The sequence below is a fragment of the Streptomyces sp. RKND-216 genome, assembly GCF_004795255.1.
In the GTDB taxonomy this organism is placed as follows: Bacteria; Actinomycetota; Actinomycetes; order Streptomycetales; family Streptomycetaceae; genus Streptomyces; species Streptomyces hazeniae.
The window spans coordinates 1,093,543-1,113,789 of record NZ_SSBQ01000002.1; the positions used below are offsets into that span (position 1 = coordinate 1,093,543).

Annotated in this window: 16 protein-coding genes; 3 read left to right on the forward strand and 13 right to left on the reverse strand. The window is 72.7% G+C overall.

Translation table 11 applies throughout. The annotated features are described in order from the left end of the window. Positions 1 to 43 precede the first annotated feature (43 nt). A complete protein-coding gene (locus E4198_RS04745) occupies positions 44 to 2,170 on the reverse strand; it encodes a DNA topoisomerase IV subunit B (RefSeq protein WP_136182055.1) in 2,127 nt (708 codons plus the stop codon). Positions 2,171 to 2,607: 437 nt separating this feature from the next. Here E4198_RS04745 and E4198_RS04750 point away from each other — a divergent pair, with 437 nt between their 5' ends. Continuing rightward, complete coding sequence (locus E4198_RS04750) at positions 2,608 to 2,838, forward strand: hypothetical protein (protein ID WP_136182056.1); 231 nt, start codon at positions 2,608 to 2,610, stop codon at positions 2,836 to 2,838. 187 nt (positions 2,839 to 3,025) lie between these two features. Here E4198_RS04750 and E4198_RS04755 read toward each other — a convergent pair whose 3' ends face one another. The 7 genes from E4198_RS04755 to E4198_RS04790 form a co-directional block, all read right to left on the reverse strand. Continuing rightward, on the reverse strand, positions 3,026 to 3,832 hold the full coding sequence (locus E4198_RS04755) for a serine protease (protein ID WP_247597857.1): 807 nt from the start codon (positions 3,830 to 3,832) through the stop codon (positions 3,026 to 3,028). 494 nt (positions 3,833 to 4,326) lie between these two features. After that, positions 4,327 to 4,671, reverse strand: a complete 345-nt coding sequence (locus E4198_RS04760; RefSeq protein WP_136182057.1) for an alpha/beta hydrolase — start codon at positions 4,669 to 4,671, stop codon at positions 4,327 to 4,329. Positions 4,672 to 4,960: 289 nt separating this feature from the next. Further along, entirely contained in the window at positions 4,961 to 6,559 is a 1,599-nt protein-coding gene (locus E4198_RS25300) for an RNA polymerase sigma factor (RefSeq protein WP_281727961.1), read from the reverse strand. Positions 6,560 to 6,903: 344 nt separating this feature from the next. Continuing rightward, positions 6,904 to 7,875, reverse strand: a complete 972-nt coding sequence (locus tag E4198_RS04775) for an FCD domain-containing protein (protein WP_136182059.1) — start codon at positions 7,873 to 7,875, stop codon at positions 6,904 to 6,906. A 121-nt stretch (positions 7,876 to 7,996) separates the two neighbouring features. Continuing rightward, positions 7,997 to 9,844, reverse strand: coding sequence for an ATP-binding cassette domain-containing protein (locus E4198_RS04780; protein WP_136182060.1), 1,848 nt, complete (start codon positions 9,842 to 9,844; stop codon positions 7,997 to 7,999). An 89-nt stretch (positions 9,845 to 9,933) separates the two neighbouring features. Next, positions 9,934 to 10,680 (reverse strand): NUDIX domain-containing protein, encoded by a 747-nt coding sequence (locus E4198_RS04785; protein WP_136182061.1) that lies wholly within the window; start codon positions 10,678 to 10,680, stop codon positions 9,934 to 9,936. A gap of 49 nt (positions 10,681 to 10,729) precedes the next feature. Next, complete coding sequence (locus E4198_RS04790; protein ID WP_136182062.1) at positions 10,730 to 12,004, reverse strand: DUF4192 domain-containing protein; 1,275 nt, start codon at positions 12,002 to 12,004, stop codon at positions 10,730 to 10,732. Positions 12,005 to 12,136: 132 nt separating this feature from the next. On the opposite strand from E4198_RS04790, the gene E4198_RS04795 reads away from it, so the two are divergent. Together E4198_RS04795 and E4198_RS04800 are read left to right on the forward strand one after the other, a co-directional pair. Continuing rightward, the gene (locus tag E4198_RS04795) at positions 12,137 to 14,332 is read left to right on the forward strand and encodes a RecQ family ATP-dependent DNA helicase (RefSeq protein ID WP_136182063.1); all 2,196 of its coding nucleotides are present in this window, start codon (positions 12,137 to 12,139) and stop codon (positions 14,330 to 14,332) included. A 144-nt stretch (positions 14,333 to 14,476) separates the two neighbouring features. Continuing rightward, positions 14,477 to 15,103, forward strand: coding sequence for a hypothetical protein (locus E4198_RS04800; protein WP_136182064.1), 627 nt, complete (start codon positions 14,477 to 14,479; stop codon positions 15,101 to 15,103). A 144-nt stretch (positions 15,104 to 15,247) separates the two neighbouring features. Here E4198_RS04800 and E4198_RS25775 read toward each other — a convergent pair whose 3' ends face one another. The 5 genes from E4198_RS25775 to E4198_RS04825 all read right to left on the reverse strand — a co-directional run bounded on the left by E4198_RS25775 (position 15,248) and on the right by E4198_RS04825 (position 20,144). After that, entirely contained in the window at positions 15,248 to 15,673 is a 426-nt protein-coding gene (locus tag E4198_RS25775) for a hypothetical protein (protein ID WP_348771284.1), read from the reverse strand. A 308-nt stretch (positions 15,674 to 15,981) separates the two neighbouring features. Next, on the reverse strand, positions 15,982 to 16,659 hold the full coding sequence (locus E4198_RS04810) for a ribonuclease HII (protein ID WP_136182066.1): 678 nt from the start codon (positions 16,657 to 16,659) through the stop codon (positions 15,982 to 15,984). A 208-nt stretch (positions 16,660 to 16,867) separates the two neighbouring features. Next, on the reverse strand, positions 16,868 to 18,742 hold the full coding sequence (locus E4198_RS04815; protein WP_136182067.1) for a DUF4173 domain-containing protein: 1,875 nt from the start codon (positions 18,740 to 18,742) through the stop codon (positions 16,868 to 16,870). A 161-nt stretch (positions 18,743 to 18,903) separates the two neighbouring features. After that, the gene (locus E4198_RS04820) at positions 18,904 to 19,461 is read right to left on the reverse strand and encodes an ADP-ribosylglycohydrolase family protein (RefSeq protein ID WP_136182068.1); all 558 of its coding nucleotides are present in this window, start codon (positions 19,459 to 19,461) and stop codon (positions 18,904 to 18,906) included. A gap of 74 nt (positions 19,462 to 19,535) precedes the next feature. Continuing rightward, positions 19,536 to 20,144, reverse strand: coding sequence for a YdbC family protein (locus tag E4198_RS04825; RefSeq protein WP_136182069.1), 609 nt, complete (start codon positions 20,142 to 20,144; stop codon positions 19,536 to 19,538). Positions 20,145 to 20,247: the final 103 nt, after the last annotated feature.

Consider the following 20,247-nt stretch of genomic DNA (forward strand, 5'->3'; position numbering starts at 1 on the left):
CGGGGCTTCGGGCGGACGCGAACACGCCCGGGCGGCTCGCCGCTCAGATGTCGATGCGGGAGCGGTCCAGCGTGGCCGCCGACGTGGTGATGAACTCGCGGCGCGGCGCGACCTCGTTGCCCATCAGCAGGCTGAACGCCTCCTCCGCCGCCTCCAGGTCGCTGATGTTGATGCGCCGCAGCGTGCGGTGCCGCGGGTCCATGGTGGTCTCGGCGAGCTGGTCGGCGTCCATCTCTCCGAGGCCCTTGTACCGCTGGATGCTGTCCTTGTAGCGGACGTTCCGGCGCTCGAGGTCGAGCAGGGTCTGCCTCAGCTCGTTGTCGGAGTAGGTGTAGAGGTACTTGTCCTGCCCCTTCCTGGGGTTGATCAGCTCGATGCGGTGCAGCGGCGGCACGGCCGAGAAGACCCGTCCGTCCTCCACCATCGGCCGCATGTACCGCTGGAAGAGGGTCAGCAGCAGGCAGCGGATGTGCGCGCCGTCGACGTCCGCGTCGGCGAGGAAGATCACCTTGCCGTAGCGGGCCTGGTCGATGTCGAAGGTCCGGCCGGAACCAGCTCCTATGACCTGGATGATCGCCCCGCACTCGGCGTTCTTGAGCATGTCGGAGACGGACGACTTCTGCACGTTGAGGATCTTGCCGCGGATGGGCAGCAGGGCCTGGAACTCGGAGTTCCGCGCGAGCTTGGCGGTGCCCAGTGCCGAGTCTCCCTCAACGATGAACAGTTCGGAGCGGTCGACGTCGTCGCTGCGGCAGTCGGCCAGCTTGGCCGGCAGCGCGGACGACTCCAGCGCCGTCTTCCGGCGCTGCGCCTCCTTGTGCTGCCGGGCGGCGATCCGGGTGCGGGCCGCCGCGACGACCTTCTCCAGCACCGACCGGGCCTGCTGCTTGGCGTCCCGCTTGTGCGACGTCAGGAATGCCTTGAGCTCCTTCGCCACCACCTGCGCGACGATCCGGGAGGCGGCCGAAGTGCCCAGCACCTCCTTGGTCTGCCCCTCGAACTGCGGCTCCGCGAGCCGGACGGTCACCACGGCGGTGAGGCCCTCCATGGCGTCGTCCTTGACGACGTCGTCCTCCGCCACGCGCAGCAGCTTGGCCGACCGCAGCGCCTCGTTGACCGTGCGGGTGATCGAGCGCTCGAAGCCGGTGACGTGGGTGCCGCCCTTGGGGGTGGCGATGATGTTGACGAAGGACTTGACGGTGGTGTCGTAACCGGTGCCCCAGCGCAGGGCGATGTCGACGGCGAGTTCCCGCTGCACCTCGGTGGGGATCATGTGGCCCCGGTCGTCGAGGACGGGGACCGTCTCCTTGAACGTGCCCTGGCCCTGCAGCCGCAGCACGTCGCACACCGCGCGGTCCTGCGCGAGATACTCGCAGAACTCGCTGATGCCGCCGTCGTAGCGGAAGACCTCCTCGGTGGCCTCCGCACCGTCCAGGCCGCGCTCGTCGCGCACCACGAGCGTGAGGCCCGGCACCAGGAAGGCGGTCTGGCGGGCGCGCGCGTACAGCGTCTCCAGTGAGAGCCGGGCGTCCTTGAGGAAGATCTGCCGGTCGGCCCAGTACCGCACGCGGGTGCCCGTACGGGTCTTGGGGATCTTCTTGTTCTTCAGCAGCCCCGTGGCGGGGTCGAACGGCGCGTCCGGGCCGGACTCGGTGAAGATGCCGGGAACGCCGCGGCGGAAGCTGATCGCGTGGGTGCGGCTGCTGCGGTCCACCTCGACGTCGAGCCGGGAGGACAGCGCGTTCACCACGGAGGCGCCGACGCCGTGCAGACCGCCGGAGGCGGCGTACGAGCCGCCGCCGAACTTGCCGCCGGCGTGCAGCTTGGTCATGACGACCTCGACGCCGGAGAGCCCCGTCTTCGGCTCGACGTCGACCGGGATGCCGCGGCCGTTGTCCCGGACCTCCACCGAGCCGTCGTCGTGGAGCAGGATGTCGATGTGGTCGCAGTGGCCGCCGAGCGCCTCGTCGACGGAGTTGTCGATGATCTCCCAGAGGCAGTGCATCAGGCCGCGGCTGTCGGTCGACCCGATGTACATGCCAGGGCGCTTGCGGACCGCCTCGAGCCCCTCCAGGACGAGCAGGTGCCGCGCGGTGTAGTTGGACCCGCCGTCCCGGTCCGCTCCGGACAGCAGGGCGGTGGAAGACGACACTGAGGTCTCGGCGGTCACGCGGTTCGCTCCTCGCTGAATTCTGCTCGTGTGGCGGTGGTGCCGGATGAGAGGGTACCGAGGCCCAGTTGAGCCGTTGTGCAGGGCGCCCATGCTAGCGCAGCGTCGCATGCACGTTCGATAACTCGGACGGGTGACGCGTACATCACGTTCACATCCAGGCATGAACCGTTTAGGCTCCGGGCACGTCCTCTGACACGAACCGTTGAACCGGATCGTGACCACGACCGACACCGACCCCACACCTTCGACACCCTTCATCACGAACCGAGCACCACCGGCAACCGACGCACCACGGCTCATTCGCCGCCAACCGGCAGCATTCCGGCCGTCACGGAGGGAGAAATCCTCCTGGGAAAGTCCGGAGCGGGAACGTTTTCGGGCTGGTTGGATGTTGACCCTGGTACGACAGCTCGTCGAGCTAGAGAAGAGGCGACGTGACTACTGTTCTGACCCCCGCGACCCCGCTGACGGCAGCCGACCGCTGCGACCGCTGCAACGCGCAGGCCTACCTGCGCGTCGTGCTCCTCAGTGGCGGAGAGCTGCTGTTCTGCGCGCACCACGGCCGCAAGTTCGAGCCGGAACTGAAGAAGATCGCCGCGGAGATACAGGACGAGACGGAGAAGCTCACCGCGACTCCGGCCACCGCAGGCGAAGACGAGCGCTGACGTCCCGCCTCAGACGCGGGACACGCCGGACCCCGGCGTACCACAGCGTCGGACGAGCTCGGACCGGCCACAGGGCCGGACACGACGGGCGGCTACCCGGTAGCACCGGGAAGCCGCCCGTCGGTCGTGTGCGGGCCCTCGCAGGAGGTTCCGCAGCCTCCGCAGAGGGTTCTGCGCCGGCCGTCGGTCACGAGGGATTCTCCGGGGCGGGTGCGGGGATCAGGGGGAGCATCGCGGAGATCCGGGTGTAGACGCCGGGCAGGCCCCGCTCACCGCAGCCGGTGCCCCACGAGACCAGCCCCACCAGCCGGCCGTCGGCCACCAGGGGCCCTCCACTGTCGCCCTGGCAGGCGTCCGGACCACCGGCGGGCAGTCCCGCACACAGCATGGAGCCGGCCTCGTAGGTGCCCGACACGCTGCCGGGATAGGCCTCGGCGCAGGCGCCGTCGGGCAGGAGGCGCACCCGGGCCGCGTGCAGCGTCTCCGCGAAGCTGCCGTCCCCGCGCACGTCGCCCCAGCCGTACACGGTGGCCTCGGTGCCCGGGCGGTAGGCCTCGTCCCCCACCGCGGCCGGCTCGATCGGGCGCGCGCCCGAGAGCGGTTCGGCCAGGGTCAGCATCGCCACGTCGCCGGCGTTGGTGCGCAGGTCGTGCCCGGGATTCACCCAGACGTCCGACACCGGCGTCTCCCGTCCCACCCCGCCCGTGAGGTCGTCACGTCCCGATATCACCCGCAGGTCCGTGACCTGCCGCCGGTCCACGCCCAGCACCTCGGTGCTCAGGCAGTGCGCAGCGGTCAGCACCGTACGCGGGCCCACCAGCGCGCCTCCGCAGAACTGGCCGGAGCGGGTGTCCCCGAAGCGCTCCCGGCTGGCCAGAGCGACCGTCCAGGAGTGCTCGGCCACGCTCACGTCCCGGCCGCCCACGACGTCCCCGTCCCGGACCGCCGCGGGATTCTTCGCATCCGCCGTCTCCCCGGCGAGCGTGCCGTCGATGACCGCAGGGGCGGCGGACGCGCCGTCCCGCGGCTTCTCGGCCTCACGGAGCTGCGCGGGAACGGCGGGCACGGTGCAGGCCAGCAGCAGGAGCGGACATATGAGCGGGCGGAGCAGGCGGTCTCGCACGCGGCCTCCCCAGGTCGGTGGCGTCGTGACCACCCAGGGTCGACTCCCGGAACACCCTCCGCATCCGGAGCAACGGAGACGGACCGGAGCCCCCGATCGGGGGAACACCGGCCCGCCGGTCGCCGAAGGCCCGCCGTGCGGCCGTCCGTCAGGCCGGGCGTTCTGCGCTGCTCCGGCCTCACCGTGGCGGCCGCCGGCGGCCCCTCGTCACCGACGCCCTCGGCCCGTTCCCGCCGGTCCACGTGGTTGCGGCGAACGCCCGGGACCGTGACGGCGCTCGCCGCCCCCTGCCGCGAACCCGCCTCGGCCATTCGGGGGTCTGAAGGGTCTGGGCCGATCAGAGCTTCGCCGGCCTTCTGGTCGCTTCACCCGCTCAGATCCCGGCCGCGACGTGGAGATCGTCCGAAAGGACCCTGCCCTGCGGTGCTCTCAGAGAAGCCGGTGGGTGCGCGCGCGATCCGGTCGGGCGCGTTCTCGGTGGGGATGTGCCCGGCATCCGGGACACGCACGAGTGTGCTGTGCAGGGTTTCCGAGGCGAACCGCTCGGCGTACTCCACCCTCTGAGAGCGGTCATCCTCGCCCCAGACAAGCAACTTGGGCGTCGCGTTCCGCCGCAGCGCAGGAACAGCATCGCGGGTGTAGAGAGGGCAGCCATCTCCAGTGCGCCGCACGGCCCGAACCGGTTCGGGCCGACGCGTCGTTGGCGCCACTGCTGGAGTGGGTCACCTCCCACCCCGATGCCCGGCTGACTCTCGGCCTCCTCACCGAACGCGCCGGACAGCCCAGCCGGACCCTCGCCCAGCGGTTCACCGAACAGCTCGGTACCAGCCCGGGGCAGGGCCGGCCTGGCGCCCGTGAACCGTCACCGGGCGCGAAGCGCGCCAACGCCACGCCCGGCGAGGTGATGAGCCCGCCGCGAGAGCGAGGAGGGCGGCGACCGCCGCGAAAGCGCCTCCGAACCCGCATCAGTGCACGTCGGAGGCGCTTTCGCTGCGCGGATCAGTCCAGGTAGTCCCGCAGGACCTGCGAACGGGAGGGGTGCCGCAGCTTGGACATCGTCTTGGACTCGATCTGGCGGATGCGCTCGCGGGTGACGCCGTAGACCTTGCCGATCTCGTCCAGCGTCTTGGGCTGGCCGTCGGTGAGGCCGAAGCGCATCGAGACGACACCGGCCTCGCGCTCGCTGAGGGTGTCCAGGACGGAGTGAAGCTGTTCCTGCAGAAGGGTGAAGCTGACCGCGTCCGCAGGGACGACGGCCTCGGAGTCCTCGATGAGGTCACCGAATTCACTGTCGCCGTCCTCGCCGAGCGGGGTGTGGAGCGAGATCGGCTCGCGCCCGTACTTCTGGACCTCGACGACCTTCTCCGGGGTCATGTCGAGTTCCTTGGCCAGCTCCTCCGGGGTGGGCTCGCGGCCCAGGTCCTGGAGCATCTGGCGCTGCACGCGGGCCAGCTTGTTGATGACCTCGACCATGTGCACCGGGATGCGGATGGTGCGGGCCTGGTCGGCCATGGCGCGGGTGATGGCCTGCCGGATCCACCACGTCGCGTAGGTCGAGAACTTGTAGCCCTTGGTGTAGTCGAACTTCTCGACGGCGCGGATCAGACCGAGGTTGCCCTCCTGGATCAGGTCCAGGAAGAGCATGCCACGACCCGTGTAGCGCTTGGCGAGCGAGACGACGAGACGGAGGTTGGCCTCCAGCAGGTGGTTCTTCGCCCGGCGGCCGTCCTCGGCGATGATCTCCAGCTCGCGCTTGAGCTTCGGGGCGATCTTCTCCTCGGACGCCAGCTTGTCCTCGCCGAAGAGACCCGCCTCGATGCGCTTGGCGAGCTCGACCTCCTGCTCGGCGTTGAGCAGCGGCACCTTGCCGATCTGCTTCAGGTAGTCCTTGACCGGGTCGGCGGTCGCCCCGGCAGCGGCGACCTGCTGCGCGGGCGCGTCGTCCTCGTCCTCGTCGGAGAGGACGAAGCCCTCGTTCTCGTTCTTGGTCTCGACGGCGGGCCCGTCCTGCGGAGCGCTCTTGGCGGGCTTCACACCGGGCTCCTCCGCCTCGGCGTCCGGCGCCTCGAGCAGTTCGTCGACGACCGACTTCTTCGCCGCGCCCTTCTTGGCGGCCGCCTTCTTGGCAGGAGCCTTCTTGGCGGCCGTCTTCTTGGCGGCGGTCTTCTTCGCCGCCGCCTTCTTCACAGGAGGCGCCTCGACGGCGTCGTCCGCGGCGGCGGCCTCCGGCGGGACGGGGGCCTCGGCAGCGGTCTTCTTCGCTGCAGCCTTCGTGGCCTTCTTCGGAGCGGCGGTCTTGGCGCGGACCGACGTGGTGGCGGTCTTCTTGGCCGGGGCCTTCGCCGCCACACTCTTACGGGTGCGCTTGGGCGCCTCGGCGGCACTCACCATGAGCGTCACACCCTCCTCGTCCAGAATCTGGTTGAGGCTTCGCAGGACGTTCTTCCACTGGGTCGGCGGGATCTGGTCAGCCTCGAAGGCCCGACGGACGTCATCGCCGGCGATCTGCCCCTCGGCCTTTCCCCGCTCGATGAGCGCCAACACGGACTCGGACTCGGCGATCTCCGCGGGGAGCGTACGGGATGTGCTGGCCGACACGAACAACCTCTCGGAACGATGGAAACGGCGGACCGCCGGCGGGATGCACCGACGGCGCGGGCAGAGCCGGGAAGGGAGAGCGCTGAGGCGCGGATCGGCTCCCTCTTCGGCTGCCACCTCTTGAGTCATCGCGCGACGGCGGGAAGCGTTACGCACGCCGTGCGTGGCCCGAGTCACACCGTGCACCCGGCCCAAGCGACGGGAACCGGGCGAACCGGGCCGGGTGGGTAACGCCGTCTCCGGGCGCGCGCACCGGTCCGGCTCCCGGCACCGCCCTCACGTGCGGCAGCGCCGCCGGGGAGCCCGGCGGCGCTGCCGCACAGTGGAACGAACCGCTCGCCGGCTCAGTGCTCGCGGGGCGCGGGCACGACGTGGTCGGCGCCCGGGGCCTGCTGGGCGACCGCGGCGTCCGCCTGACCGCAGAAGAGGCCGCGCATCCCGGACTCGGCCGCGCCCTCGTCCCCTGCCGCCAGCGCGTCGGCGATCTGCCGGTGCTGGGCCACGGCGGCCTCACTCGGGCGAACGCAGCCGGTTGAGGGGCCGCCGGAGACCTGGAGCGCGGAGGACACGATGCCGGCCAGGTGCTCCAGCATGCGGTTCCCCGCAGACTGCAGGAGCAGGCCGTGGAACTCGGCGTCGGCGCGGGAGAAGGTGAGCGAGTCGCCCTGGGTCAGGGCCTGTCCCATGATGCCGACCATGTCGGCGACGCGCTGCTGCACCTCGTCGCGGTTGCGGGCGGCGGCGAGGCGGGCGGCCAGCGGCTCGATCGAGGCGCGGAGTTCGCACAGTTCGCGGCGCTGGTCCTCCCGCTGCGGCCCGAACGCCCGCCATTCGATGATGTCCGGGTCGAGCAGGTTCCAGTCGCTGACCGGACGGACCCGGGTGCCGACGTTCGGACGGGCGCTGACGAGGCCCTTCGCCTCCAGGACCCGGAGCGACTCGCGGACGACGGTGCGGGAGACCTCGAACCGCTGGCCGATCTCCTCCGGGACCAGCGGACGGTCGGCGCCCAGGTCCCCGGAGACGATCATCTGGCCGAGCTGCTGCACGAGCTGGCCGTGCAGTCCGCGGCCGCGGTTGCCGGACGACCGGCGGCCCAGGCGGCCCATGTCGGCCTCGGCCCCCTCCCAGGCGGGGGCGTTGGTGGTGCGCGCCGCTCCGGAGGATTCGGCGTAGGCGTAGCGGTCCAGCTCTCCCGGGCCGGTGAGGCCGGAGCCGGCGGAGCGGGCGGGGGTCATCGAGGTGTGCGCAAGGGTAGTCACGAACCCTTTGTCGGCCTGGTCACAGGCCGCCTTGAGGGCTTTGGTGAAAAGCACACGAAAGGGTGATCGCTGGCTTCCGCACAATTGACGCCTTATCGGAAAGAAAGAGGCTTACCAGTGTCGCGTTCGATCGCCTGACCGGGAAGCGCGGTCCCCCCGAGGCCTTCGCGCGGGGTCACGACGGACGGCCGCGCAGGCCGAGCAGCAGGTAGGCGGCGAGCAGCACGGTCAACGACATCGCGAGGGCCTGGCCGACCGGTTGGGAGACCAGCCTGACCGCGACCGGAACCCAGCCGTCGACTCCGGAGGGCCACGGAGACAGCAGCGCGCCCTCCAGCCGCCCGGCCAGGCCGTCGAGCACCGGGCCGTCGCCGCCGGGGAACATGCGCTTCGCCATCGGCACCATCAGCAGGGGCACGGCCAGCACGGCGGCCAGCCCGACGGCGGTGGACCGGGCAGCTCCGGCCGCCAGCAGGCCCGCCCAGCCGCAGCCGACGGCGAGCACCACGGACCAGGCGACGGCAGCGAGCAGGCCACGCAGCCCGTCGGACGGGACGAGCACCTCGCCGCCGAACAGAAGCAGCAACGCCGCGCCGTTCACGGCGAGGACGGCGAGGCACAGCACGAGCGAACCGGCCGCGGTCACGGCGACCTTGGCGAGCAGCAGTCCGAGCCGGCGCGGCACGGACGCTCCGGCGGGGACCAGCGAGGGGTAGCGGCACTCCTGACCGTAGGCGAGCGCTCCGAGCAGCCCCGCGCCGGCCGCGGCGGGCGGCAGCGGGAACAGGAAGGTCGCGGGCCAGCCGGCGAGGAGGCGCAGCAGCGCTTCGTCGCTGTCGGGGTCGGGACCGGCCAGCGCGAGGCCGAGGCCGGCGGTCAGTGCGACGGCCAGCACGCAGCCGAGCACACACCAGGGGGTGCGGACGCTCAGCATGCGGCGGACCTCGTAGCGCAGCGGTGAAGCCGGGCCGGGCGGGGCGATGCTGTGCAGTCGGGGGCCCTCGCTCCGCCGGGGCACGACCGTGCGCTGCCGCGGTGGAGCGAGGGCCGCACGTTCCGCGGCGGCCGGGGCCGTGGGCGATCCGGGCGCGGCCCGTTCGGCGCGTGCAGTCACCACGGAGGCGCCGTCGTCGCCGCTCTCCTCGGCGAGGCGGTGCACGAGGATGCCGTGGCGATAGGCGGTCTCGCCGACCGACGCGCAGTCGCTGTTGTAGACGCAGAGGCGGGTGCCGGACTCGGCCACCACCTCCATCTCGTCCCGTTCGCGCCCGTCGGCGCCGGTACGCGGGGCACTCCGGGCCTGCTGGACGAGCAGATCGGCGAGGCGTCCCGCGTGCGGCGTGGACACGGCGACCCTGGGGCGGAGCCGCGTACGGGCGAAGTCCTCCGCCTCCTGGTCGGCGAGCAACCGTCCCTCCGCGAGGCTGACGACCCGGTCGGCGACGCGGACCGCCTCCCTGGGGTCGCGGAGGGTGACGAGCACGGCGCCGCCCTGGGCCGCGTATCCGCGCAGCAGCCCGTGGAGCCAGCCGGCTTCGCGAGGGGACAGCCCTTGCGCCGGCTCGTCGAGTACCAGGGTGTGCGGGTCGCCCAGCATCGCGGCGGCCATGCCCAGGCGACGGTCCATGCCCAGGGAGAAGGCGCCGACCCGCTCCTCGGCGAGGACACCGAGCCCGACGATCTCGAGCATCTCGTCGGCCCGCTCCGCGGGGACGCCCGCCGCAGCGGCGAGCATCCGCAGGTGGTTGCGGGCCGTGCGCCCCGGGTGGCCCGGCACGTCTCCCAGCAGGACACCCACCTCCTGCCCCGGATGCTCCAGCCGGTGGAGGGGCCGCCCGTCGAACAGCGCCACGCCGCGGCCCGGCTCGAGCTGGAGAAGGAGCCGCAGTGCCGTGGACTTGCCCGCGCCACACGGGCCCAGAAGAGCCGTCACCCGGCCGGCAGGCGCCTCGAAGGTCACGTCGTCGACCGCCGGGCGCCGGCCGCGGCGGGGAACGCTGGTCAGTCCGATCGCCTGAATCATCGCTGCTCCCGCAGGGCACTTGGGGGACGCACCCCTGCAAGATAGCGATGCAATGCCCGTTTTGTCGGGAATGACGCGACCGGTGTGGCTCAGACGTCCGGTCGCAGCATCGGCGGGTTGAGGAGTGTGGCGCCGCCGGCCCGGAAGAGCTGGGCAGGGCGGCCCCCCTGCCTCGAGGTCGTGCCGCCGGTGGGCACCAGGAACCCCGGTGTGCCGGTGACCTTGCGGTGGAAGTTCCTCGGGTCGAGCACCACGCCCCAGACCGCCTCGTACACGCGGCGCAGCTCGCCCACGGTGAACTCCGGCGGGCAGAAGGCGGTGGCGAGAGAGCTGTACTCGATCTTGGACCTGGCCCGCTCCACGCCGTCAGCGAGAATGCGCCCGTGGTCGAACGCCAGCGGTTCGGGCGGGCCCTCCCCCGTGCCGGAAGGCTGGAGAAGGCTCTCGACGGGAGCCCAGCGGACGCTGTCGGCGTCGCCGCCCGGTGTCGGCGACGGAAGATCGGGGGCGAGGACCAGGTGCGCCACGCTGACCACCCGCATACGCGGGTCGCGGTCGGGGTCGCCGTAGGTGGCGAGCTGCTCCAGATGGGCCTCGGCCGTGTGGTCGCCGGGGTCCTGGGCCCGCAGCCCCGTCTCCTCATTGAGCTCGCGGGCTGCCGCGCCGGCCAGGTCCTCGTCCGCCCGGACGAACCCGCCCGGCAACGCCCACCGCCCCTGGAAGGGCGGCTCGCCACGCCGTACCGCCAGTGCGCAGAGCGCGTGCCTGCGGACGGTGAGCACAACCAGGTCGACGGTGACGGCGAACGGCGGGAAGGCCGACGGGTCATAGGGCATGGCATGATCATAGTCGTCTGCCTGACGATAAAAAGGGCGCTTGCCGACCTCATCGGTGACCGGCACTCCGCTCCGCGCGGGCCCTGCTCCCGGCACGGACCTTCCGGTCGGCACGGGCTCTGTGGCCCCCGCGCCTCGCCGGTCCTCCCTTCCGCCTGCGATGGCTCCGGCGTCGCCGCGCGGCCCGCTCCTCACGCATGCAGTGCCGCAACGGCTCGGGATCGAGGCCCTCGTTGCAGGCACGGTGCAGCAACTGGGCGAAGACGTAGTCGGGATCGGTCTCCAGCGCCCGCACGAACGCCACGCGGGCGGCCGGCTGGTCCCCCGTCGACCAGGCGACCCAGCCCGCCAAGGTGAGCGGCGCCGGAGCGTGCTCAGCGTACGGGCCGGTGCAGCGCCGGGCCAGCGCACGCCACAGTCGCAGGGCGGGCTGGGCGTCCCTGCCCTCCATCCACTCCGCGGCCTGGTCCCGCGTGCCCCGGTCCTGGAGCCCCAGGATGAGGGTGGCGGCCTCCTCCGGCGTGAGGAGCGCGTCGTCGGCGGCGTCCTGCGCCATGGCCACCGTGTCAGGCCCGGGCACGGCGGCACGGAAGCGGGCGATCAGCCGCCGCGCCAGCACGACCGTCCGCGCCCGGACGGCCGTGGCACCCTCGGCAGCGAACATGCGGGGCACGAGTTCGGCCGCCGCCGTGTCCAGCGCGCGTTCCTGTGCCTCGGCGAGGACCGGTCCGAGCGGTGCGAGCCGCGCCTCCATGTCCTTCAGCGAACCGCGCACCCGGATTCCGGCATACACGGCCGCGGCGGCCATGGGCGAGGTCCCCGGCCTCTCCAGCGAAGTCCCTTCCGGCGGGCAGCACGCCGGATCGGGGCAGCAGTAGGAGAAATAGCGGCCGCCGGAGAGACAGAGCGCCTCGTAGACGGGCATCTCCCGTTCGCCGCACGCCCGGCGCAGCGCCTGCGCCAACGGGCGAAGTCGCTCGGCGACCGCCCGCGCCGTCTCCCCCTCCGCCGGGTCCCGGCAGAGGTACAGCACGGCCCCCTCCGGCCGTGCGCCGCGCACCTGCGAGCCGTCCGACAGGCAGCGGGCGAGGTGACGGGCGGCCTCCTCCCACTCCCCCGCTTCTGCCGGGATGCCGAGCCGGATACGCCCGCCGAAACGGCTCTCCTCCCCGTGCACGGCGACGAGCACCACCGAGTCGTCGGGATGGAAACCGAGGAGATAGGGCAGGGCGTCGGCGAGTTCGGCGGGCCCGCGCAGCGAGACCTGCGTGACCGGGTCGGTGGGCGGGCTGTCGGGTGCGGATCCCCCGCTGTGCTGTGTCATGACGCGACTGTGCCCTGCCTGCGCCGATCTCCGCGCGGCTTCGTCCACAGGGACGGTCTGCTGATGTGATCACCGGACCGACGCTGAGTTTTCCCCAGGGCGCGTTCGCTTCTGTCGGTGCGATGGGCTTGCATGGAGCGCATGACCGACATGGATCTGCGTACCGCTGCGGACGACGTCCTGGCCCGCCTCGTGGGAGACGAGAGCGGCACCGCCCGCTTGCGAGACGACCAGTGGCGGGCCATCGAGGCGCTGGTGGCGCACCGCCGCCGCGCCCTGGTCGTGCAGCGCACCGGATGGGGCAAGTCGGCGGTGTACTTCGTCGCCACGGCGCTGCTCCGGCACCGGGGCGAGGGCGCCACGGTGATCGTGTCGCCCCTGCTCGCACTCATGCGCAACCAGGTCGCCGCCGCCGAGCGGGCGGGGATCCGGGCCCGCACCATCAACTCCGCGAACACCGAGGAGTGGGATGCCGTCCAGCAGGAGGTGGCCGACGGCGAGGTCGACGTGCTGCTGGTGAGCCCGGAGCGGCTGAACAACCCCGGTTTCCGCGACGAGGTGCTGCCCCGGCTGGCCGCGACCACGGGCCTGCTGGTGGTGGACGAGGCGCACTGCATCTCCGACTGGGGCCACGACTTCCGCCCGGACTACCGCCGGCTGCGCAGCCTGCTGGCGGACCTCCCGCCCGGCGTCCCCGTTCTGGCGACGACCGCGACGGCCAACGCCCGGGTGACGGCGGACGTCGCCGACCAGCTCGGCACCGGCGGCACCGAGCAGGATCCGGAGGGCGGAGCGGCGCTGGTGCTGCGCGGTCCGCTGGACCGGGAGAGTCTGAGCCTGTCGGTGCTGCACCTGCCCGACGCGGCGCACCGGCTGGCGTGGCTCGCCGAGCAGCTGGACGAGCTGCCGGGGTCGGGCATCGTCTACACGCTGACCGTCGCGGCCGCCGAGGAGGTCAGCGCCCACCTGCGGCAGAGCGGTCACACGGTCGCCTCCTACACCGGACGCACCGAGAACGCCGACCGGGAGGCTGCCGAAACAGACCTCCTGGAGAACAGGGTGAAAGCGCTGGTCGCCACCTCGGCTCTGGGGATGGGCTTCGACAAGCCGGACCTCGGCTTCGTGGTGCACCTCGGCTCCCCCGCTTCCCCGATCGCCTACTACCAGCAGGTGGGGCGGGCGGGCCGCGGAGTCCGGCACGCCGAGGTGCTGCTGCTGCCCGGACGGGAGGACGAGGCGATCTGGCGGTACTTCGCCTCCCTCGCCTTCCCTCCCGAGGAACAGGTGCGCAGGACCCTGGAGGTGCTGGCGGAAGCAGGGCGTCCGCTGTCCCTTCCGGCCCTCGAGCCGCAGGTGGAACTGCGCCGGTCACGTCTGGAGACCATGCTCAAGGTGCTCGACGTCGACGGCGCGGTGCGCAGGGTCAAGGGCGGCTGGGAGTGGACGGGCGCCCCCTGGACGTACGACGCCGAGCGGTACGCGTGGATCGCGCGGCAGCGCGAGGCCGAGCAGACGGCCATGCGTGCCTACGCCACCACCGGCGACTGCCGGATGGAATTCCTGCGGCGCGAGCTGGACGACGAGGAGGCGGCGCCGTGCGGTCGCTGTGACAACTGCCGCGGCGAGCCCCGGTTCTCGGAGAAGGTGTCCCCGGAGGCGATGGACGCCGCGCGAGCGGCGCTGGGGCGCCCCGGCGTCCGGGTCGAACCGCGCCGGATGTGGCCCACCGGCCTGTCGGCCGTCGGCATGGACCTCAAGGGACGCATCCCCGCAGGTGAACAGGCCGCTCCCGGACGGGCGCTGGGCCGCCTCTCCGACATCGGGTGGGGCAACCGGCTGCGGCCGATGCTCGCTCCAGGTGGCGGAGACGGCCCGGTCCCGAAGGACGTGCTGGAAGCGGTCGTGACGGTGCTGGCCGACTGGGCGCGCGGCCAGGACGGCTGGGCTTCCGGGAACGAAGGGGCGCCCGCTCGTCCGGCCGGAGTGGTGACCATGGCCTCGCGGGGGAGGCCGGCTCTGGTGGCGTCGCTGGGCCGGCGCATCGCGGAGATCGGCCGGATGCCGTTGCTGGGAGCCGTGGAGTACACGGAGGGCTTCGCCGAACACGGCCGGGTGCCACGGAGCAACAGTGCGCAGCGGCTCCGGGCGCTGGACGGAGCGCTGCACCTCCCCGCGGAAGTGGCGTCCGCGGTCGCGGCGGCTGACGGTCCGGTCCTGCTCGTCGACGACTACACCGAGACGGGCTGGACGCTGGCGGTGGCAGCGCGGATGCTGCGCGGTGCGGGAGCGAAGGGGGTGCTGCCCCTGGTGCTCGCGGTACAGGGCTGACCAGCGCGGGCATCCCGCTCGGCAGGCGAAGGCCGGGTGGTGCGACAGAGCTCCGGGCATTGCCGCGACCTGTCCGGGCGGCGAGAATCGACACGGATCCGCAGCAGTGCCGGGCGGGTTGCGTGCGCCGTCGGAGGGGGAAATGTGAGTCTCGGTTTCGCGACGCCGCCTCCGACCGACGCCGTGTCCCGCCTGAGCCGCAGTCTGGAGTCCTCGGAATGGGCCGCGTTGGGCGTGCCCCTGCTGCGCAGCCCCCGGGAGGTGGTCGGCGGTCTGCACGAACGCCACCTGCCGGTGCCGGGAACAGCGGTGATCGCCGTGTTCGGGCCCGATGAACGACTGGTGGCCAGCGCGTCCCTCGTCCGGTCGACCGATCGACCGGACGGCTGGGAGTTCCGCAACGCGCTGCTCGGGCAGCTGCGCCGGATCGTGCCGCACGACCTGCGCCGTCGCGCTCCGGTGCGCACGGCCGCGCTGCTGTTCTGCCGCGGCGGCGGATCGGACTGGAGCGAGGTGGACGGCGCCTGGATGTGGGGGCTGCGCGACGCCTGCACCCTGCACGGCCTTCGCTGCGGGGCCTACATCGTGCTCACGCCTGCCGGATGGCAGGTGCTGGGCGAGGGGAGGAAAGGGCGACGCCCGCGCTCCCCGGAGCCCTCGGAGGGCGCCCCTGCGGAACTGCCGCAGGGGACGCCCCCTCCGGCCCGGCCGGTGAGCGCCCCGCGAACCTGTTCGAGGCGACTCGCCCCCCGCACGTGGCCGGAGGGCTGACCGCCCAGGGTGCGTCGAACGGCTTCGTCCCCGGCGGTCGGACCGCGCGCCGCTGACAGCGACGGAAACGGGCGCGGGGCTCGGCGTCACCCTGGGCGGGCCGCCCACCCGTCCGGGGGACGGTTCGGGGTCCGCAGGCAGGGTTCAGAGCAGGGTGCCGAGCCGCTGCGGGTCGCCGCACACCACCAGGCGTTCACCGGCCTTGTCCAGCGCCGCGGGCAGCGATCGGGCGACGTCGGCGTCCGTACCGCCGTTGACAGCGAGCACGACGACGGCCCGGGGAGCGACCCGGGCGAGTTCGGAGACATGCGCGCAGAACACGTCGTCGCCCTCGGCCTGTTGACGCCAGTACGCGTCCTCGCCGAAGGACGCCTCGTGCTCGGCCCACGGGTGCTGGCCGCCCGTGGTGAGGATGAGGACGGCGCCCGGCTCCTGGCCGCAGTCGAGGAGGCGGTCGACGGCCTCGTCGGCGGCGTCGACCGCGGTGGCGTCGGTCGCTTCGACGAGCTGGATGTCGGCGGCCTGGCGGGCGGCGGGCACGGCGGGCTTCGGCGGAGTGGATGGCGGCACCGGCGGCTGCACCGGGGACGTACCTGCACCGCGGGCGTTGCCGGGCCGGCCGGGGCCGGGCGCGGGCCGGATGGTCCGGTCCGCGCGCGGCGGCGCGGGACGCGGGGTGGTCCGGGGTCCGGGAAGGGGAACAGGGGGTCGGGAAGCCTGCGGAGTCCGGGTAGTTCCTACGCCGCCTTCGCGGTCGGGGACACGCTCGTGAATCTGTGGCTCCTCAGGGGAGAGAGGCATGGAGTGTTGTCTATCAAACTCCACGGCCGCACGCGTCGGCGGGGGCGACCGCGACACGGACGCGCGACCGGGGACGGTCAGAAGAGGCCGATCTGCTCGACCGGGTCGGTGCGGATCTTCTTCAGGTGCTGCCAGCGCCGAAGCCCGTCCATGTAGGCCCAGGACAACCGGTGGTACGGGGTCGGGCCGAACTCCTCCAGCGCCGCACGGTGCACCGGGGAGGGGTAGCCGGCGTTGTCGGCGAAGGCGAAGTCTGCGTGGGATTCTCCGAGTTCGGCCATCATCGCGTCCCGGCGGACCTTCGCCAGAACGGAGGCCGCCGCCACGGCGACACAGGTCTGGTCGCCCTTGATGACCGTGCGGACCCGCCAAGGCCGCCCCAGGTAGTCGTGCTTGCCGTCGAGGATCACCGCGTCCGGACGCAGCGGCAGCCCTTCGAGGGCGCGGACGGCGGCCATACGGAGGGCTGCGGTCATCCCCCACGCGTCGATCTCCTCCGGCGAGGAGTGACCCAGACTGTGCGCGGTGACCCAGCCGCCGAGTTCGTGGGCCAGGTGCTCCCGCCGCCGCGGGGTGAGCAGTTTGGAGTCGGTGAGCCCCTCGGGAGGTCGCCGCAGACCAGTGACGGCGGCGCACACGGTGACGGGTCCGGCCCACGCGCCGCGACCGACCTCGTCGACCCCAGCGACCACCTTCGCTCCGGTGGTGGCGCGCAGAGAGCGCTCGACGCGGTGGGTGGGCGGTTCGTACGGCATGGCGGGAGCAAGCGTAGCCGCCTGCTCCACCACGGGTTGGACCGGCTCCGGACGGTGCACGGAAGGGCCTCCGCTGCGGGCGTCGTTCGGTCGACGGTGTTCCGGTGCTCCCGGTACCGCCCTCCTCATTGTCGCGCCCCGCGATGAAACGGAACAACCCGGCCCGGCGTGCACAGGCTGGGTCCGTGCACGCCGGGCCGGTACGCGTTCAGTAGCTCCGGTAGCCGTCGTCGTAGACGCCCGCTGAGGCGCAGGCGTCGCGGTTCTCGGCGACGGGCCGCTTCGCCAGGACCTCGCGGGCGCGTGCCTCGCCGAGACTCGTCGCGTACCAGGGCTCGCCCTCGTCCGCCTCGATCCCGCGCGCGATCTCGCTGAGGGCGCAGGAGCGGAGCGGTTCGGGAAGGCGGTCCAGGGTCGGTACGGCGTCGGCGGAGAGGTTGCGCAGGTAGAGCAGGTCGATCTTGCCCGTACGCTCGTGGCGGGCGAGGTTCTGTTCGGCCACCAGGCGGTCCGGGGAGATCAGCCCGAAGACCAGTACGCCGAGCGCGGCGGAGGCGGTCACCGCACGCGGCACCCAGGTGGCGCCGCGTCGGCCCAGGACGCCGAGCCCTCCGGCAATCATGATCATCACGATGACGAGGCCGAGCCAGAGTTCGACGCCGGCAACCGAGAGGCGCAGCCGAGTCAGCCCGTAGGCGTCGACGTACAGATCCATCCGGCGCAGCGCGGAGAGCACCACGACCAGGGTGAGCGCGCACAGCGTCCCGAGTACCGCCCGCACCAGGGTGGCGTCCCGCCGACGGCCGCGCGGCGCCCACCGCAGCGCGAGGGCGATCACCACCAGGGTCAGGAGGGTGGCGCAGAGCAGTTGCCAGAATCCCTGCCGCGCGTACTCGGCGTAGGTCAGGCCGGTTTCCCGGAGCACGCGGTCGTAGCCGCCGAAGAGCACGGTGAGCTGCACCGTGTTGAAGACGGCGAACAGGACGTCGAGCACGATGAGCGGTAGCGCCCACTCCACCCGGCCGCGACCCTTCCCCGGCTTGACGTCGATCCGGTCCCAGCGGCGGGGTGCGGCGGCCGTACGGGCGGCAGCGAGCGCGGTGACGATGCCGAGCAGCAGAATCAACGAGCGCAATGGGCCGTCCGCGACGGAGGCGTCCGGGACCAGGCTGTTGAGCAGGTCGGCGAAGGCGGCGTCGGCCCCGGCGAAGAGCGCGCCGAACACCACCAGGAGTCCGACGGCGATCAGGCCGGTGCGGACCACCGGCCCCCAGCGGTGCCGGGTGTTCCGGGCCCGCTCCCGGGTGCCCTTCCACGCCCACGCCACACCGCCGGGCACGGCGGCGGGCAGCCAGAAGGGACTGATCAGCGCCGCCGCCCAACTGCGTCCGCCCTGGAGGGCGAAGGAGCCCACCGCGAGGGCGGCGAGCACGGCGAGCGTGCTGGGCCAGGCAGCGTCACGCAGCGCCGGCACGCCCAGCAGGGCCAGGCATCCGGCGGCCCACAGCAGCGTCCACGGCCGGGGCCTGCGGCCGGCGGTCCGGGCCGCGAAGTGGGCGGCGAGCGCGGCCGGGAGCGCGGCGAGCAGTAGGTTGACGCCGAGGCCCTCGCCGAGCAGCAGTGAGGCGGCGACTCCGGCGCCGATCGCGGCCCAGCCGGTGGCCGCGCGCAGGGGCGCGGGCGGGTCGTCGGGACGCGAAGCCACGACCCAGGCAGGCGGCGGTGCCGGCCTGGGCGGCTGGTACGCGTAGTGCGGCGGCTGCGGGTGGGGCGCCATCCCGCCCGGAACGCCGCGGCCACCGCGGGGTCCCGGAGCGGCTTCACCCTGCTGCGGAGGTTTCCGCAGGTCCGGCCCCGGACCGGGCTCGCCGCTGCCCGGCGGGCGGTCGGCCGACGGGCCCGCTGCATGACGCGGCTGGTCCGGCACGGTGGGCCCGGCCGCGGCCTTCCCGCCGGCCCGGCCGGCCCCTTCGCCCTGGCGCTCCTCCGCGCGCTCCTGCGGAACGCCCCGCTCGGCCACCGTGTCCGGCTCGGCTCTTCGCCCGCGTCCTTCCGCGGATTCCTCACCCGGCTGCTCGACCATGCGTCTCCTCCCCCGGCCGCCCGAAGCCACGGTGCGGCCCTCAAGGGGGCAACGCTAGTTCCACGCCGGGAGGTTGCACGTCGCGGGCTGCCTCTGTGACCAGGCGGTGACGTGGGCCCGGGCGGACGGGCGTCCCTGTGACGGCCCCGTGACGTCCGGCCCTACAACCCTCGGACGAGGGCGGGCATCCAGCTCAGCAGCACCTCGGTACGCCGGGTCCAGGGCTGCGGTGGTGCGCCGCCCGCGCTCACGACCACGACGCCCCCCACGATCGCCCCCGCGGTGTCGACATCACCGCCTGCCCGCAGGGTGTTCCACAACGCCTCCTCGAACGCCCCGAGATGACGCGCGGCCGCCACCGCGACGGCGATCGCTCCGACCACCGCCTCGGGGTGCCGGTGGGTGACGACGGCGGACAGCTCTGCCTGTTCGGCGGCGCGTTCGGGAGCGTTGGCGAACCATGCTCCCAGCGGCGCGACCCGCATGGCCGCGCCGTTTCCCCAGGAGCCCTGACCGTCGAAGAGCTCCGAGGACAGCCGCCGCCAGTCGGCATCCTCCTGCCTGATCGGCCGCAGCATGCGGTTCACCGCAGGTCCGTAGCCCCGGTCGAAGTCGTGGTGCGTCGCGAAGGCGGCGGCCAGCGCGTCCTGGTCGATCTCGCCGTGCTCGGCCAGGACGTGCAGCACCGAGCAGGCCATCTCGGTGTCGTCGGTGGTCATGGTGCGCCGACTCTAGTGCTGGTGTTGCCGCCCCAGGTGCCGAACGGGACGCGCCCGCCCGATCACCCGGGTCCTCACACCGTCCACGAGGGCTCGAGGTCGATCACGTCCCCGGCGATCGCGGTCACGTCGGCGCCGATCTGCGCCCGCAGGGCGAGCCGTTCGACCCGTTCCGTGCGGTACTTGCCGTGCTCGGCGGCGGTGTCCCACATCGACAGGACGAGGAACTCGTTCTGGGGATCCGCCTGTCCGAAGAGTCCGCGGAGCATGCCGGGCGATCCCGCCATCGCCGGGTTCCACACCTTCTCCTGCATCAGGGTGAAGTGCTCGACACGGTCGTCCCGTACGCGGCAGTGGGCGACGCGGAGCAGGTCGGCATCGGTGAAGACCGGCGAGAAGCCGGTCTTCACGTCGAAGCGGTACTCGAAGAGCCGGACGCGCATGTCCTTGTAGGTGCCGATCTGGGAGGCGTGCAGCCGGTCGTGGGAGCGGGCCATGAAGGAGTCGTAGAAGGCCCGGCTCTCCCAGAAGCCGAAGAGGTGCGCGACGCCGCTGCGGGCACGGCTCCAGCCGCCGCCCTGCCCGCGAAAGCCGGGTTCCCCGAGCAGCCCCGCCCATTTCCGCTGCCCCCGCTCGAACCCGCGACGGTCCACGACGGTGCAGCGCATCCACTTGACCAGCACTGCGCCATCGTACGGCCAAGTGGGTGAGCGCCTAAGGCATCGACCCGCGTACACCGGCAGGGAACGCCCGCGCGAACGCCGCCGCGCACGAGCGGCCCGGTGC

Excerpts from the sequence above, each read along its gene's own strand:
- E4198_RS04780 (WP_136182060.1), bottom strand. The coding sequence starts at position 9,844 with ATGATTCAGGCGATCGGACTGACCAGCGTTCCCCGCCGCGGCCGGCGC.
- E4198_RS04815 (WP_136182067.1), bottom strand. The coding sequence starts at position 18,742 with ATGGTCGAGCAGCCGGGTGAGGAATCCGCGGAAGGACGCGGGCGAAGA.
- E4198_RS04810 (WP_136182066.1), bottom strand. The coding sequence starts at position 16,659 with ATGCCGTACGAACCGCCCACCCACCGCGTCGAGCGCTCTCTGCGCGCC.
- E4198_RS04790 (WP_136182062.1), bottom strand. The coding sequence starts at position 12,004 with ATGACACAGCACAGCGGGGGATCCGCACCCGACAGCCCGCCCACCGAC.
- E4198_RS04795 (WP_136182063.1), top strand. The coding sequence starts at position 12,137 with ATGGAGCGCATGACCGACATGGATCTGCGTACCGCTGCGGACGACGTC.
- E4198_RS04820 (WP_136182068.1), bottom strand. The coding sequence starts at position 19,461 with ATGACCACCGACGACACCGAGATGGCCTGCTCGGTGCTGCACGTCCTG.
- E4198_RS04785 (WP_136182061.1), bottom strand. The coding sequence starts at position 10,680 with ATGCCCTATGACCCGTCGGCCTTCCCGCCGTTCGCCGTCACCGTCGAC.